At 67.5% G+C, this 15,585-nt stretch carries 5 protein-coding genes; 2 read left to right on the top strand and 3 right to left on the bottom strand.

From position 1 onward, the window contains the following. Window positions 1–44: 44 nt before the first annotated feature. Both ABT313_RS16110 and ABT313_RS16115 read right to left on the bottom strand, forming a co-directional pair. Complete coding sequence (locus ABT313_RS16110) at window positions 45–2,534, bottom strand: right-handed parallel beta-helix repeat-containing protein (RefSeq protein WP_350853401.1); 2,490 nt, start codon at window positions 2,532–2,534, stop codon at window positions 45–47. Beyond that, window positions 2,531–12,982 (bottom strand): actin cross-linking domain-containing toxin, encoded by a 10,452-nt coding sequence (locus ABT313_RS16115; protein ID WP_350853405.1) that lies wholly within the window; start codon window positions 12,980–12,982, stop codon window positions 2,531–2,533. The genes ABT313_RS16110 and ABT313_RS16115 overlap by 4 nt, the downstream gene beginning before the upstream one ends. Window positions 12,983–13,114: 132 nt before the next feature. Between ABT313_RS16115 and ABT313_RS16120 the strand changes: the two genes are divergently transcribed. Further along, the gene (locus tag ABT313_RS16120; protein ID WP_350853408.1) at window positions 13,115–14,017 is read left to right on the top strand and encodes a hypothetical protein; all 903 of its coding nucleotides are present in this window, start codon (window positions 13,115–13,117) and stop codon (window positions 14,015–14,017) included. Window positions 14,018–14,028: 11 nt separating this feature from the next. Further along, window positions 14,029–14,337, top strand: coding sequence for a hypothetical protein (locus ABT313_RS16125; protein WP_137255555.1), 309 nt, complete (start codon window positions 14,029–14,031; stop codon window positions 14,335–14,337). Between the two features lie 320 nt (window positions 14,338–14,657). On the opposite strand, the gene ABT313_RS16130 is transcribed toward ABT313_RS16125, so the two are convergent. Then, on the bottom strand, window positions 14,658–15,446 hold the full coding sequence (locus tag ABT313_RS16130) for a phosphotransferase (RefSeq protein ID WP_350853412.1): 789 nt from the start codon (window positions 15,444–15,446) through the stop codon (window positions 14,658–14,660). Window positions 15,447–15,585 lie beyond the last annotated feature (139 nt).

Below are 15,585 nucleotides of genomic sequence, written 5' to 3' on the forward strand. Positions count from 1 at the left end.
AGCACTTCGCACGAATATTTCTGAGAACTAACCACCAAACTCTGTTAGAAACTCTCTGGCGGGTCGGCTACCTCCAGCGAGACGAGCTGGGCGGGGGTGGGCGCGGTGAGCTCGGAGAGGCGGTGGGCCTGGCGTTCGGTCATGGCTTGGAAGATCTGGCGGGCGGAGCGGCCGTTGCCGAAGCCCTCGCCGCGCGGGAGTTGCTCGAAGAGGTCGGACAGCGCGACGCGGGCGTCGGGGCTGACCTCGTACTGGTGGCCGCCGGCCTGGTGCTCGACGATCGCGACGAGCTCGGCCGCGGTGTAGTCCTCGAACATCAGCGTCCGCGTGAAGCGGGACGACAGACCGGGGTTCGACCCGATGAACCGGGACATGTCGTTGACGTATCCGGCCACGATCACGACCAGGTCGTCGCGGTGGTCCTCCATCAGTTTCACCAACGTGGCAATGGCTTCCGCGCCGAAGTCGTTGCCGATGCCAACGGGTGCGAGCGAGTACGCCTCGTCGATGAACAGCACGCCACCGAGCGCCTGATTGACCGCAGCAGTCGTCTTCGGCCCGGTGTGACCGACGTACTCACCGACCAGCGCCGTCCGGTCGACCTCGACCAGATGCCCCTTCCGCAGCAGACCGAGCGCCTTCAGCACCCGCCCGTACAGCCTTGCCACGGTCGTCTTGCCGGTACCGGGATTGCCCGCGAAGACCAGGTGCCGGCTGAGCGGCGGCGCCGGCAGACCGGCCTCCTGCCGCATCCGGACGGTCTGCATCAGCTTCACCATCGACTGCACGTCGCGCTTCACGCGGTCCAGCCCGACCTGTTGCTCGAGCTCCTCCAGCACGTCCTCGAGCGTCTCGTCGTCCGGCGGCATACTCTCCGCCAACGCGGCAACCGGCTCCACCACGGGGACGCCGGCAGCAGCAACAGCCCGCGCCTCGGCAACCATCGGTACTCCGTCGACCGTGCAGTCCTCGAACGTCGGGTTGGCCCCGTCCTCCTGGCCGATGGCCTCCACACAATCCCGGACCCGCAGATGCTGGAACCTCGGCGCCGACGCCTTGCTCAGATGCAGCGCCGGGTACTTCGTCCCGGTCACATCGCAATCGGCGAACGTGCCGGCCGCCTTCTCCGCGAGGAAGATCCCGTTCTTCGCCACGCCGGACACTCGCAACGCCCGGACCGAAGGCTTGGCCCCGGACCACACCACCAGACCGGACCCGTCGCAGTCGTCGATCGTCGTCGTCGCGATCTCGGCGGCCGCGCTGCTGCCGACCACGATGCCGGCGGCCTTCCCGCCACTGACGCGAACCGCTTCCAGACTGGCCAGCCCCTCACCGGCCAGCTCGATCCCGGTCCCGACCGATCCGCTCACCGACGAACCGCGGAACCCGTTTGCGACGGTGGACTCCAGCCGTACGCCGGTGCCGCTGCCGGCGATCCGGCAGTCCTCCGCCTCGGTGCTCGCGGCATCGACCACGGACAGCCCGGTCAGCCCGACATCAGCGATCCCGCACCGCGTCAGCTCGACCCGCGACGTCGCGGTCGCATGTACGCCGTGCTCGGCGCCCTGCCGGATCAAGCAGTCCGTCAACCGCACAACCGCCGTACCGGTCAGATGCACGGCGCTGTACGTCGAGCGGTCGAAGCGGCTGTCCGTCAACGTCGCGGTCGCGGAATCCGAAGCCAGTAAGGCGTTCGCGCCCGCGTCGGACACAATGCAGTCGGCGCCGGTGAGATCCGCCTGGTCCTGCGCAACCAACGCGCTGGCCCGCGTACTCCGCACGCGGCAGTCGGCCAGCACAACCTTCGCCGTACCCGCCGTATGCACACCCGGCCCACCGGCCTGATCGATCCGTACGTCGCTCAGCGCGGCCGTCGACGAGTCTTCGAGCAGTACGCCGGCCATCCCGGTCTGGCGGATCACGCCATCGGTCAGCTCGAGCCGGCTCGCGCCGCGCAGGCGGAACCCGTACCCGGAGGTGACGTTCAGCCGGAGCCGGGACGCGTCGAGGAAGGCGTTGCCCGAGAGCACCACGCCGATCCCGTCGATCGTGTCGATCACGGTGTCCTCGACCTTGGCACGGACCCGTCCGGACAGGTGCAGGGCGGCGAGCCGGCCCTTCTCCAGCCGCGTCCTGCGCAGCATCACCGTCGTCACGCCGTACCCGGTCAGGTCCGAGCCCTGCCCGCTTTCGTTGCCCCGGGCATGAATGCGTCCGCCGGTCACGACGCAGTCCTCGAGCAGCAGGCCCGCGCCAGGTGCCACGCCGATGGCGGGTGGGCCGTCGACGCCCCGGATCGTGATCCCGCGAACGGTGCATTCGAGGCCCTCGGCAACGATCACCGGCTCGCCCGGTGCGCCGACGAGGGTTACGGTGCCGTCGGCAACCATCGCGACCGAGCGGTCCAGCCGGAGCTGTTCGGCGTACTCGCCGGCACTCACCACGATCACGTCGCCGGGCGCGGCTGCCCGCAGCGCCTCGGAGATCCGGCGGAACGTGCCGCGGCCCTTGGCAGCCACGTAGCGGTTCGTCACTCTGTCCCTCCTACGCCCGGCGGAACCCACAGCCCGGACGAGCCTTGATACCACGACGGGTTGATCGACGAGCGGATCGCGCTGGTCAGGAACACGCTCTGGATCGACTTCTCGAACATCTTGAACGGGATCTGCAGGAAGAAGTCGCCGAAGCCCTGCCGGTGGAAGAACCGCGATCCGCCGAATCCGAGCGCGATGTTCTTCACCAGCGCCGTACTCACGCCGGACGTGAACGACGCGAGTGCGTTGATCCCGCCGTCACCGACCGCATCCCAGCCGCTCAGCTTCACCTTGTGGCCGTCGGCATCGGTGATGCCGAAGATGGCCGCGTTCATGGTGCCGTTGACGAAACCGGCCAGCACCGACGGACCGAGGTTGAAGCCGAAGTCGAAGCTGCCGGCCCGCCAACGGGTCGCGACTTCGTTGCCGGCCCACTCGTTCGACCAGTTCTTGTCGTGGTTGAGCGGCCGCCGGTTCCAGTGCTTGCCGCCGTCAACGTTGGACAGTCCCATCTTGAGCTCGCGCAACGATCCGCCGAGTTTGGTCTCGGTCAGCGCGGTGCCGACACCGGTCTTGATCGTCGCGCTGACCGCGGCGTTCATCAACGACTTGAGTGCGTCCTGGCCGGTGAACGGCTTGTTCTGCGCCTCGGCGATGATCGCGTTGACGATCAGGTTCGCGGCGAACTCCAGGATGAACTCCTGGGAGAACTCGAGCATCGCCTTCTGCGCGATCACCTTCCACGCCGATGCGTACCGCGCCTCCCGGAACGCCGCACCGCCCGGCGGCACGACCGTACTGCCCCGGAGCGTCCAGTCGTCGTGTGTCATCCACGGCATCCGCTGCGGCTCCCGCACCCGCCGACCCCAGCCGCGCATCTCGGTGAGGGCGCCGCGGAAGTCGTACTCGTTGCCGGTCAGATGCAACCGGCCGTCCCGCATCTCGAAGACCAGACCGTTGTCGGACCGCTCGCCGATGACGTTCCCGTTGCGGTCGTACAGCTTCCACTGACCGCGCCACGCGTCGGTCTCCAGGAAGTTGCCCCCGGACGGCTTCCGCTCGTGGACGACGGTCCCGTGGTCGAACTCCCTCCACCGGCCGAAGTCCGTCGTACCGTTCTCCAAGTGGTACTCGCGGACCCGTACCGGCGCGTTGCCGACGTGGACCGGAGTCTCGCGCACCACCACCGGGCCCGCGCCGTCGACACCCGGGATCTGGTCGCGGCTGTAGATCCGGCCCGGTTGCCAGTCGCCGTGCCAGACGCCGTCGCCGCTGCTCCACACCCGCTCGAGATCGGCCGAGCCGGCCACCCGGTTGCCGAGCTTGTCGAACTCGCCGCTCTGCCAGCGCCCCAGCGACCAGTGCGACTCGACGTACCGGCCGCCGTCGAGGTACCGACGGTCCCGAACCAAGTTGCCTGCGGCATCGAAGTCGCGGAACGAGTCGTCCCACGACAGCCGTTCGTCCCAGGAGCCGCGGAAGTACTCGCGCCGGCCGCCGCGGCCGCCGATCTCGGTGCCGTTGACATCGACCTCGCGCCAGGTCCAGCGGGACGAGTCGGTCGCACCGACACCTTCGACGAAGATGCCGTCACGGTCGAGCGAACGGGTCGAGACCCCGGTCAGGTTCCCGTGCGCGTCGCGCTGGGACCAGAGCGTGCGGATGTTCGGATCGGCGTACTCGCGGACGACCCCGCCCGGCTGACTCTCGCGGACCACCACCCAGTCGTCGCCGACCCGCTTGAAGTCCTGCCAGGCGTCTCCGTTCGTGATCCGCCAGCCACGGTCCGCGCCGGCTTCCCAGGCCGTTCCACCCTGCGGGTGCGGCGCCTCGGGCGGACGGGCGTGGTCGCCGACCTTGATCTTGTTTCCGTCGCCGAGCGTCCCGGAGGATCTGACGAACCGGCCGTCGTGAGTCAGGTCGACGATGCTGCCGTCCTGCCCGACGTACCGGGTGCCGTGCTGGTTGCCCTTGGTCCAGTTGAAGATCTGGAAGCGGTTGTCCTGGCCGAGATGTGCCGGCGCGCCGCCGCCCAGGTGTGGATCGTTCCGGAACCAGACGGGCGGTCGCTGCTCACCTACCCGAGTCACGACCAGCAGCTCGTCACCGAGGTTGATCGCGCTGCCGGAGTCCTTGGTCTGCCGGGCATGCTGCAGGTAGGTGCCGTCGTGGGTGAGCCCGCCGTCGGCGCCGCGGATCATCGTGAACTCGCGGTACTGACCGGCCGTCTCCGGCGTGTGCCAGGCGCCCCACTTCTGTTGTGCGACCACATCCTGGGTGCTGCCGGGCCGCCGGAACGTGTCGGTCCAGCCGTCGCCGATGCGTTCGAGCTTGCGGTCTCCCTGCGCGACCAGCGCCGCGTGGTCGTCGTACCGGAACCAGTTCCAGCTGCCGTCGCCCTGCTTGGTGGCGAGCACGTGCCCGGTCGAGCTGTTGTACTTCTGCAGGCCGTCGCGGTACTCGCGGATCGTGCGGAGCGACTGATCCGTGTCGCGCCAGCCGGTTCCCGCTGTGTCGAAGTGCCGGGTGCCCCAGTTGGTCCGCACGCCACCGTCGTACGTGATCCAGCTGGTACTGCGGTCGAACCGGCCGAAGCCCAACGTGTCGGTCTTGCGGAAGCTGTCGAGGACCGATCCGTCCGGCAGCCAGCGTCGCTCGAACACCTCGACGGGCTTGCCGGTCGAGCTCATCAGCTTGATCCGCCCGTTCGCGAGGCCGGCGACGTCGACCTTGCCGTGGTGGAAGGCACCGTTGACGTTCGTGCCGCCGACGCGCTCCCAGGTGTTGTCGGTGCGGTTGACGACGTACGTGAACCCGGTCGGGCGGCCGTTGCGGGCAACCGGGAAGCCTTGCTGGGTCAGGTGACCGTCGCGCCCGAACACGTGGAACTCGCCGTGCCTCGGGCTGCCCGGGCTGTGTACGTCGAGGCGGATCACGCCGTTCGCGTCGATCTGCGTCCGGTACGGCGTCGGCAGCCGCGTGCCGTCCGCGGCGGTCCAGGTGATTGTGGCGTTCTGGTCGCGGGTGATGCGGCCGCCGACGACACCGAGCGCATGTCCGTCGAGGTCGGTGACTTCACGCAGTACTGCGCCGTTGAGGTCGAAGACGTCGAAACCGCCGGCGCGGGTGACGGTGATCTCGCCGGCGTGGATCGTGACGTCGCGTCCCGGCAGCGGTTGATAGGCACCGTCGAGCCGGCGTGCTCCGGTCGCGCCGATCTCGAGGAATCCGTCCTGTCCGGGCAGGTTGACCTGGTGGCCGTGCGCCTGGAACACGCCGTCGTTGTCGTAGAGGTGGTAGTTGCCGTTGTCAACGACCCTGTAACCGCCGCCTGGCACGTGTTGAGCCGTCGCGGTGGTGCCTGCCGGGTCGTGCAGGACGATGGTGTTGTCGGCGTTGTGGAGGATCGTCTGGTTGCCGCCGATCGGGATCCGGCGGTCGACGTAGATCCCGGCGGCGTCGAAGGTACGCGCGGTCCCGTTGGCCTCGGTGATCCGGAAGCCGCCGCCGTCGAACGTCTCGATCGTCCCCGGGAGGCGGCCGCCCGCGTTGTCGACCAGCGCGGGATCCATCCCATGCGCGCGGTACAGGAACACCTGCCCGGGATGCGCCGGATCGGCCACGCGGATCCCGCTGCCTCGGTGAATGCCGGCGCGGTCGAACCACCGGACGTCCCCGATCGCGTCATCCGAAACCCGGAACGTCCCGTCGCCGAGCTGCTCCACCCGGGTGTGCGGCAGTTGTGCACCGTTCAGGTCCGTTGCGTGGAATCCCCCAGCACCGTTGCCTTCGGCAAACCTCGTGTCCTGCACGTTGAACGGATCCCGCAGTACGACGCCGTCGCTGAGATGCGTGCCGTCCGCGCCGAACCGCTGCACCTGTCCGTGCGTTCCGACGACCCGGAGACTCCCGTCGGGCAGCGCGCGTACCTGCGTGCTCGGGATCTGCACGCCGTGCTCGTCGACCAAGCGGATGCCACCGCCGTCGACGTTCTGCGTGAAGCGATTCGCGTCCAGCCGGATCCCGTCACCTCGCAGTACGCCGCCGCCGTCGTACAGCTGACTGCGCCCGTCCGGGCCGGTGAGGCGGAACCCGTCGTCGCCGAAATCGCTCAGCGTCAGGTGCTGGGCGTTGGGGCCGGTGACGTGCGGCGTACCGCCTTCCGGGCGTACGACGGCGTGGTTGTCGAAGGCGCCGGCCAGTGGGTGCCGCTGGATCTGCGGCAGCTGGACGGGTCGGACGATGACGGGTTCCTGACCGGCGAGGACCTGGTCCCAGGCCCGCTGGTTGTGGGTCATCATCCACTCCGCCTTCTGCTGGACCGTGGAGATGTTGATGACGCGCTGGTCGTTCTTCGTGGCGTGGTTCGGGAACTTGTCGCGGAACCAGCCGGCGAAGTCGCCGCTGTTGTCGGCGTGGCCGATGTAGCCGTTGATGTTCTTGACCGCCGCGGGGCGGCCGGTGCCGAGGTCCGCGAGCAGGTCGGTGATCGAGGCAACGGGCAGCTTCTGCGTCGGGACCAGGTGCTTCAACCCGTCCGGCACCGTGCGGAACTCGAACAGCAGCGCCTTCTCGCCGCCGATCACCGCGTCGTTGATGCCGTGCCCGGCCACCTCCCCGCCGCCGAGGATGTACGACTTGGACTCGCGCCAGATGGTCCCGTCGCCGATCGACGGCATGTCCCGCAGCAGCTTGAGCGTCGCGGCCTTGTCGACGTCCGACAGGCCGTCGAGGACGATGTTCGGGCGCGTCCGCGGCAGGACGGCCCAGTCGTTCTTCACCGCCGGGTCCGTCAGGCTGTGGAACGGCGAGGCGCCCGGGTGGTCGCCGATCGGGATCCCGTGCTTGTCCACCTGCTTCGCGGTGAAGCTGATGATCGACTTCAGGTACGTGTACGCCGACTCGACCGCCGCGGGGTTGTCGAGCGCGTTGTGGTCGAGGTTCCGTACGGCGTCGTCGTTGCGGAACTCGGCGTTGTACCAGGGGTTGTCGCGGAGCAGCTTGAACTCGTTGCCGGTCGCGCTGCCGAACTCCGACGCCTTCACGCCGATCGTCAACTGCTGCCCGCCGAGCGGCATCGTCACCGAGCCGACGTCGTCCAGCTGCATGCCGCTGCCGCCCGCGATCACGTGCCGGCCGTTGGTGATCTCCAGCTTGAACCTGCCGTCAGCGGAGACGATCGAGTCCATCGGCTGGTGGTTCGCGGTGTTGAGCCGGTTCTTGAACGTGTCGAGCAGGAACTGCGTGGCGTCGTCGCGCAGCGCCGTACCCGCTTGGTCGCCGAGCCGGGACGGGTAGTTGACGAGTTCGACCGTGTGCGTGGTCCAGTTCCCGTTGTGCGCGGGTGGGTGGTTGCCCGGGTTGCGGTAGATCCCGTTGCTCATGTCCTTGGTCACCATCACCAGGGACTCGTCCGTATCCACCTTCTTCACAAACCCGAACACCCGATGCGACCCCTCAGGCATCGCAACCACAAACCCACCCAACTCACTCTCAGTCCCGAACGAAGCCTCCTCAAACACCTTCCCAAACCCAGGAGCCACCACCCGAGCCTGCCGCCCCGGCACATTCCCCCCAGGCAAGTGCCCGGCAGCTGCAGGGGGCGGTGGCGGGGGTGGGGGTGCCGACGACGTCGCCGCTGGGGGCGGGGGTGGGACGGCGTCGTCGAGGTCTGAGTGGTTCATGCCGCCGACGAGGCGGGGGCGGTCTTTGAGGGATTGGGTTAGGAGGTCGCCTAGCTGCTGCTGGATGGAGGTGACGTTCATGCCTGGGTGCTTGGCCTCGAAGGCGGTCTTCGCGACGTCGAGCTTGTTCTGCGCCGTCCACAGTTTGACGAACGCCTTCGCCCCGACGGACGGCCCATTGGAAGGACCGTCGGCGCGATGCCCGTAAACACGAATGTCGTGCAACGCGGCATCCACCTGAGCCTGCGCCCGCTGCACGTTCACGAAATCGTCCATCTTGGCGCCGACCATCGCATCCGTGTCCCCAGGCGAGCGGAACACCTCGAACCGCGCCGCGAAGTCCGCATCCCAGGCCTGAGCGATCCCCTTCCCCTTGCCCGGCACCTGGTCCCACGACGCCGGCTTCGGCATCCCGAGGAACTGGTCGTTGTTGTGCAGCACGTTCCCGCGCAGGTCGGTGGCCAGGTTCGCGAAGTCCTGCCCCTTCCACGTCTTGTCGAACAGGTTCGCGCCGTCCGCGGTCCAGATCACGCGCACCGAGTCCGCCTGCGGATCCCGCAGTACCGTGATCGTCAACTCGTCCGCCGAACCCGGCTTCGTCACATGGACCGTGTGCGACAGACCATCGACACTCGACGTCGCCCGCGTGGTGATGTCGTCGAGCCCTTCGAACGCCCTCAGCTGAGACGCCTCGAACGACTTCACGAAGTCCCCGAACGCCGACTCCGACGACATCCCCGGCCACTTCGCCGTGATCACCTCGTCGAACGCCGACGCCGGGATCGGCTCCGCCCTGACCGGAATGATCCGGTGCCCGTTCTCGACGAAGTCCGGCCCGGTCCGGGTGAACTTCGCCGGCCCGAGCGTGATCTCCCACTGGTCCTGGTTCCACGCCCGCGCCTCACCGCCGCCCGGGTGGTACCCCTCCGGGTACGACATCGCGAGCTTGCTCTGGTTCGGCGGTACGTCGACCTTGAACACGACCCGGTTCGAGTCGACACCGTTCTTGGCCCACTCGTCCTGGAACTTCAGCGTGCTCGACGTCGAGATCGGCAATCGCTCGATGAACTCGTCGGCCTGCGCGGCCACCGGGTCCATCGACACCCCGCGGTACACGGTGATGTGGTCGGCCGGCCCCTTGAACTGCAGCTCCTTCGCAACCGCGTCGAAGTTCTTCACCTTGGTGACCAGCGTCCCGTCGGCCAACGCGGTCGGGTTCACGTACCCGCCGTACCCGCGCTTGGACGTGAAGGACCCGCCCGTCACGTCCTTCATCAAGTTCTCGACGGCCTTGTTCGAGGCGGCCTCGCCCAGATGGGTCCGCGACAGGTTGACCTGCGCGTTCCACCGAGCCAGGTCGTCACCCGTGAGATGCGGCGGCGGGACCGGCCGCGGCATGTCGCCGGTGGCCGTCGTACCGATGCCGTGGAACTCACCATCACGCCCGTAGCGCAGGGGGCCATGGGGCGAGGCGACCACCAGCCCGTCCTCGCCGGCCTTCACCGACCATTTGCCGTCGACCATGCCGCTGTCGAGGTTGCCGAGCTTGCCCTCGAGCGAGACCGGCTTGCCGTCAAACAGACCGCCGTGCAGCGGGAACGACTCACCCACATGGTTGGCGCGCCCACCGAATCCGAGGCTGTACGTCCAGGTACGACCGTTCCCGCTGATCGTCAGCGTCTTCCCCACGACCGCCGAGCTGAACTCCTCCGAGCCCGGGCCGTGCACCGAGACCTGCCCGCCGTTGACGTCGAACTTCACGCCGGCGTGCCCCGGTACGTCGTACGTCATCGTCCGCCCCGCGCCCAGCAGCCGCGGCCGCACGTTCAGCGAGTCGGTGGTGATGTCGTCGAGCTGCTTCTGGATCGCGTCGACGCTCAGGTCGTGCTTGCCTTCGAACGCCTTCTTCGCCAGATCGAGATCGTGTTGCGCGCCGTGCAGATCGATGTGGACCTGGTCGCCGACCGACGGCGCGTTGGACGGGCCGTCGATCCGCTCGCTGTGGATCGCGACGTTCTCGTTCGCGAGGTCGAAGTTCCGCTGGGCCTGCTGGACGCTGGTGAAGTCGTCCATCTTGGCGTTGACCATGGCGTCGGTGTCGCCGGGCTTCTTGAAGACGCCGGCCTTGGCCGCGAGGTCGCCGTTCCAGGCCGCGTTGACCGACTGGCTCTCGAGCTTGCCGTTCGCGCCGTAATGCCAGGTCGTCCCGTCCTTGCCCAGCACCTGCACGCCACCGGTGTCGAGCGCCCGGATCGTGAGTTGATCCGGTACGGCGGTCCCGTCGAGGCTCGTGATCCGGAACTCGCCGTCCGGCCGGCGGATCAGCACGCGGTCGTCGATCCGCGCCAGCCCGTCCGCCTTGGTCAGCCGGACACCCTGGTCCACGACGATCCCGTTGCTGTCGAAGCGCGTCGTCGTACCGGTCGAGGTGTCGGTGAACCGCAGCCCGCCACCGCTCAACGGATCCAGCCGCCCGTTCGGGCCGCCGCCGTGCAGGTTGAACTGCGTGACCCCGCCCTCGAACCGCTCCACCTTCACCACGAGCCCCGGATGATCAGGCAGGCCGTTCAGCGGGATCTCGCTCTTGCCGGGGCTGAACGAATGCGTCTGCACCTGCGGCTGCAGCGGTACGTCGGTCTTCGGCACGCTGACCGGCTGGACATGCGCCGTGGGCGGGGTCGTGACGTTCTGCACGCCGGCGAACGACGGCGTATCGGCCCGGAGGTTGCCCGGGGCACCGACCTTCAGATCGGCCGGCCCGCCGGTGACGAGGTCGAGCGCGGCGTTCACCCGCTCAACGCTCGGCGGCGTGTTCACGACGTGGCCGGTGCCGTTCGTGGCGGGGGTCGGCGTACGCGTGATCTCGTCGAGCGAGAGGCGGAGGTGGTTCGCCTGGAGGCCGTGCGAGACGCCCTCGTTGATCGAGGTCGCGAAGTGCGGCGAGATCGTCGGGGTGTTGTTGCGCAGGCCTGAGCTGACCAGGTCGCCGACGCTGGTCGAGCTCGGCGTTGCGACGTGCAGCGAGCCGACGTTCGCGGTGGTCGGCGGCGTCACGCTCATCCCGGTGTGCGTGAACGAGGTCGCACTTCCGGGGATCGCGACGTTCTGGGTGACGTTGTTGACGCCGACGCCGGGGATCCCGATGTGGTTCGAGGTCGGCAGGTTCTCGACCAGGCCGTGGATCCCGTTGACACCGCTGACTCCGTTGACCGACGGCTGCCCGATGTGCGCCGACGGGAAGTTGGTCGTCAGGCTCGACATACCCGCCGTCGCAGGCACGTGTACGCCGCCGGGCGTGACCACCGTCGGCGTGTTCACACTCTGCCCGAGGTTCGTGTTCATCGGCGGCAGGTGCAGATCGTCGAACGCCTTACCGGCGTTGATCCCTGACTCGGTGGCGAAGCCGAACCCGTTGATGTGGACGCCCGGCTCGAGCTTCGGCGGCTGCAGCATCCCCTTGAAGAACACGTTGACGTTCTCCATGAACGTCAGCTTCGGGGTGTTGATCGGGATCGCGCTGACCGTGTGGCCGAGCGCGCTCACCATCGGCAGTCCGAACACGTGCTGACCGGCCAGGCCGCGTCCGAACACGCCCACCTTCAGCGCCTGGGTGAACGCCTGGAAGTCGGTCATGCCGAGTGCCTTGAAGGCGCGGATCTCGTCGGCCGCGACCGGCAGGATCAGCCGGGTCCACTGCAGGCCGCCGAAGTGCGCGGAGATGAACTGCTTGCCGCCGTTCCAGACTGTCCCGATGCCCTTGCCGATCGCGCTGAAGCCGCGGACGATCGTGGCCGGCAGCTGCGTGAACGCCGTACCGAACTTGCCGAGGGCACCGAGTGTGATCGAGCCGAAGTTCGCGCCGAAGTTCCCGACCGAGATCGCGAAGTTCCGGATGTTCGAGACCACGAACAGCCCGGTCTCCTTGATCGACAGCGTCGCGATGAACGGCAGCCCCTTCAGCCCGGTCATCGCCTTGAACAGGAAGTCCTTGCTGAAGATCGTCCGGAACGCGTTCGCGATGCCCTTGACGCCGGCGCCGATGCCCTGCGCGATGCCCTTGATGATGCTGAAGATCGGCAGCGCCTTGGTGGTCGGCGCGATCAGGCCGAGGCCGGCCAGGAACAGGTCGAGGAAGCTCGCGTCACCCTTGGCGACGTCGACGATCGTCTTGATGAACAGCGCCAGGTTGACGCCGAGGGCGAGCAGCGCGATCGGTCCGCCGAAGATCAGCGCGGGGATGATCAGGATGATCGCCAGCCACTTGAACGCCTCCCAGAACGCCTCGCAGTCCGAGATCGGCAGCTGGATGTCGGAGACGCCGTTGATCCGGCCGGAGTACGTCGACGCCTGGTCGGACTGGTCCCGGCCGGCCTGCTCGGCGATCCCCTTCTGGGTGTCGCGCTCCGGGTCGTCCTCCTTCAGCCCGCGGCCGGCCGCCAGCGCGGCGTCGGCCTTGCGCTGCTGCTCCTCGACCACACCGCGCCAGTCCCGCAACGCCTGGGCCGAGGTCTCGAACGCGTTCGCCACGTCCTCGACGTGCCCGCGCAACCGCTCGTCCACCTTGCCGCGCAGCGCGTCCGCGGTCTGACCGACGAACACGCTGTCGTTGTTGGTGTTCATCACCGACTGGATCGCGTTGAAGATGTCCCGCGCCTTGCCGCCGAGCTTCTGCAGCACCTCGGCGAGCTGGCCGATCGTCTCGGGCTCGCCGGGCGTCGGGTCCCCACCGAGCCCGATGGCGTCCCAGTCGGTCGGCCGTGCCATCGACACCCTCCCTGGTGATCCGGTCTCCACTCAGACCACGCGGCAGCACCTGTCCGGGTTCAGATCGAAATGAACCCGGCCCGTGGGTCGCGCGTGGTCGGAGTGGAACCGGTCGCGTTCGAAGGAGGGCCTGTGCCGGACAAGCTCAAGATGAACTACAACCTGCTGAACGATGCGAAGCGCAATCTTGAAGACCTGGCGAACAACATCGAGCCGACGCTGAACGACAGCCTGTTCGCGACGCTCGCCGGCCAGGACAGCTCGAGCATCCTCGGCAGCAGCGTGATCGACACCGCGATCACCGACCTGCACACGAACGCCCAGGGCACGATGACCAAGGCCGAGAAGGGCCTGAAGCAACTGGCCGGTTCGTTCGGGTCGGTCGGGGAGGCGTTCCTGCAGTTCGACGCCGAGATCGCCCAGGGCATGAACGTGACCAACAGCAACCTCGCGCTGTCGAACTGGAACCGGCAGAAGGAGCAGTGGGACTACTACCAGGCCCATAAGGACGAGTGCGACAAGGTGCCGGCCGGCCAGAAGAAGCCGGACTTCTGCAGCGCCACCGATCCCGGCCAGCAGCCGCTGGACCAGACGATCACCACCGACCGCGGCAACATCCACACCCACCTGACCCTCGACGACAAGGGCAACGTGGTGAAGGAGGAGACCACGGTCACGTACGACGGGAAGACCTACACGTCGACCACGACGTACACCGAGGACAAGCACCACCTGATCACGGACTCGACGTACCCCGACGGCAGCACGGTGCACGACGACACGCACCTCAAGGACGACGGCAGCAGTACGACGACCACCACGAGCACCGATGCCGACGGCAAGAAGGACACCAGCGACATCGCGCTGAACGGCGACGGCAGCGGCACCAAGCACGCGACGAACAGCGACGGTACGACGCACGACTACACCCGCGGCCCGGACAACACCGACGGAACCTCGGCCGACTGGGTCGAGACCCAGGACAGCATCGACCGCAATACCCCGCCCGACGACTACATCCCGATCACTTACTGAAAGGCCCAGTCATGGCGTACGACGGCATCAACCTCGAGTACGGCAAGATCACCGAGGTCGCCAACCTCCTGCACAACGCCCACGAACAGATCGTCCCGCTGATCGTGAACCTGCGGAACAAGGTCAACCACCTGGTCGAGGACGGCCTGGTCTTCAAACAGTCCAGCGAGGTCATCCGCAACACCTACAACCAGTTCGACACCAGCCTCAACCTCGCCGTCAAAGGCATCGAAGACTTCAAAGAAATGTTCAACAGCATCATGAAGAACGCCGAAGACTTCGACAAAGGCATCAGCGACAGCCTCAACCAAAAGAAGTAACCCCAAACAGAAGAAGAGATTTGGAGTGGTGGCTGCCTTCGCCGGTCAGCCGGAGGTTTCGCTGTGCGATGCAGGCCCCGACGGCCCTCCCGTCGGCCTGCGTCATCCCCCGCCGAGTCGTGGCAACCGGCTCCACCCCCGAACACCGAGTCGTGAATCCCGGCAGATTTCCCGAACCACTCTCCACGACTCGACGAACAGACCCCGGAACCAATTGCCACGACTCGGCGAGCGGGCGGGGTTGGACGCCACGAACCCGGGGCTGACCAGCGTGTTCGCCAGTCGCCGAAGGGAGCTACCACTCCAAACCTCTTCTCTTCTCAGAGAAGAGCAGCGGCGAATTGGGCCTGGTGGGAGGTCCACCAGCGGCGCCGGCGGTCGAATTTCTCGAGGCCTCCCCTCTGGTTGATCATCGCGATGGCATTCGGGCCGCCCGTCTCGATGCTGCGCCGCGCCGCCGCTTCGATGCGAGCGAGGGCGTCGTCAATGGCGGTGAGCAGTTCGGCGCGGCCGTCCCGGTCCAGTCCGTAGGCGTCGGCGATGAGTCTTAGCCGCGCCGGCCGGTCGGCGTACAGCCAGCCGATCCGATCTTGGTCGAACTCGTCCTCGATCGGTACGCAGAGGCGGGCGAGCTGGGCCAGATCGTAGACAGGACGGCCAGGGGCGGCGAACTCGAAGTCGAGCAGCGCAACCGCCATGCCGTCGCGGAACACGACGTTCGAGAGCTCCACGTCGTTGTGGCACACAAGCGTCCCTCCCGCGGGGTCAGCTAGACCGTCGTGCCAGGTGAGACCTTGAGGGTCGAACTTACGAGCGGCGTCGTGCAGCCCGCGCAGCAGCCTGGCGACGGACGCCAGCGCGGTGTCGGACTGGCTCCATTCCGGATAGGGCGCCACGGGTACGTCGCCCTCGATGAACACCAGGCGCTCGCGGCCGTCCTCGTCGATGCCGACCGCTGTCGGGGCACCTTCGAATCCGGCGTCTTTCACTGCGCGCAGGAAGGCGTGGATAGAACTCGAGTGCGGACTCGACGGTCGAAGAACGTGCGGACCTACACGGACAACCCGGCCCGCGTTCGCGATCCCGCCAGCCAACTCCTGCTCGGCCATACCGAAAGTTTGACAGCCGGAGTGCAACTGCAGACAGGCCTTCGACAACCAGGCTTCCACATCGCGAGAACCGACTGGGTGCCCGTTGATCCGAGACGTGCTAGGCCGCCGCTAGCTCCAATGCCCTTCAGTTAGCCAT

The organism is Kribbella sp. NPDC000426 (assembly GCF_040300265.1).
In the GTDB taxonomy this organism is placed as follows: domain Bacteria; phylum Actinomycetota; class Actinomycetes; order Propionibacteriales; family Kribbellaceae; genus Kribbella.

Bases quoted from the DNA above. Each gene is read 5' to 3' on its own strand.
- ABT313_RS16115 (WP_350853405.1), bottom strand. From the start codon at position 12,982: ATGGCACGGCCGACCGACTGGGACGCCATCGGGCTCGGTGGGGACCCG.
- ABT313_RS16125 (WP_137255555.1), top strand. From the start codon at position 14,029: ATGGCGTACGACGGCATCAACCTCGAGTACGGCAAGATCACCGAGGTC.
- ABT313_RS16130 (WP_350853412.1), bottom strand. From the start codon at position 15,446: ATGGCCGAGCAGGAGTTGGCTGGCGGGATCGCGAACGCGGGCCGGGTT.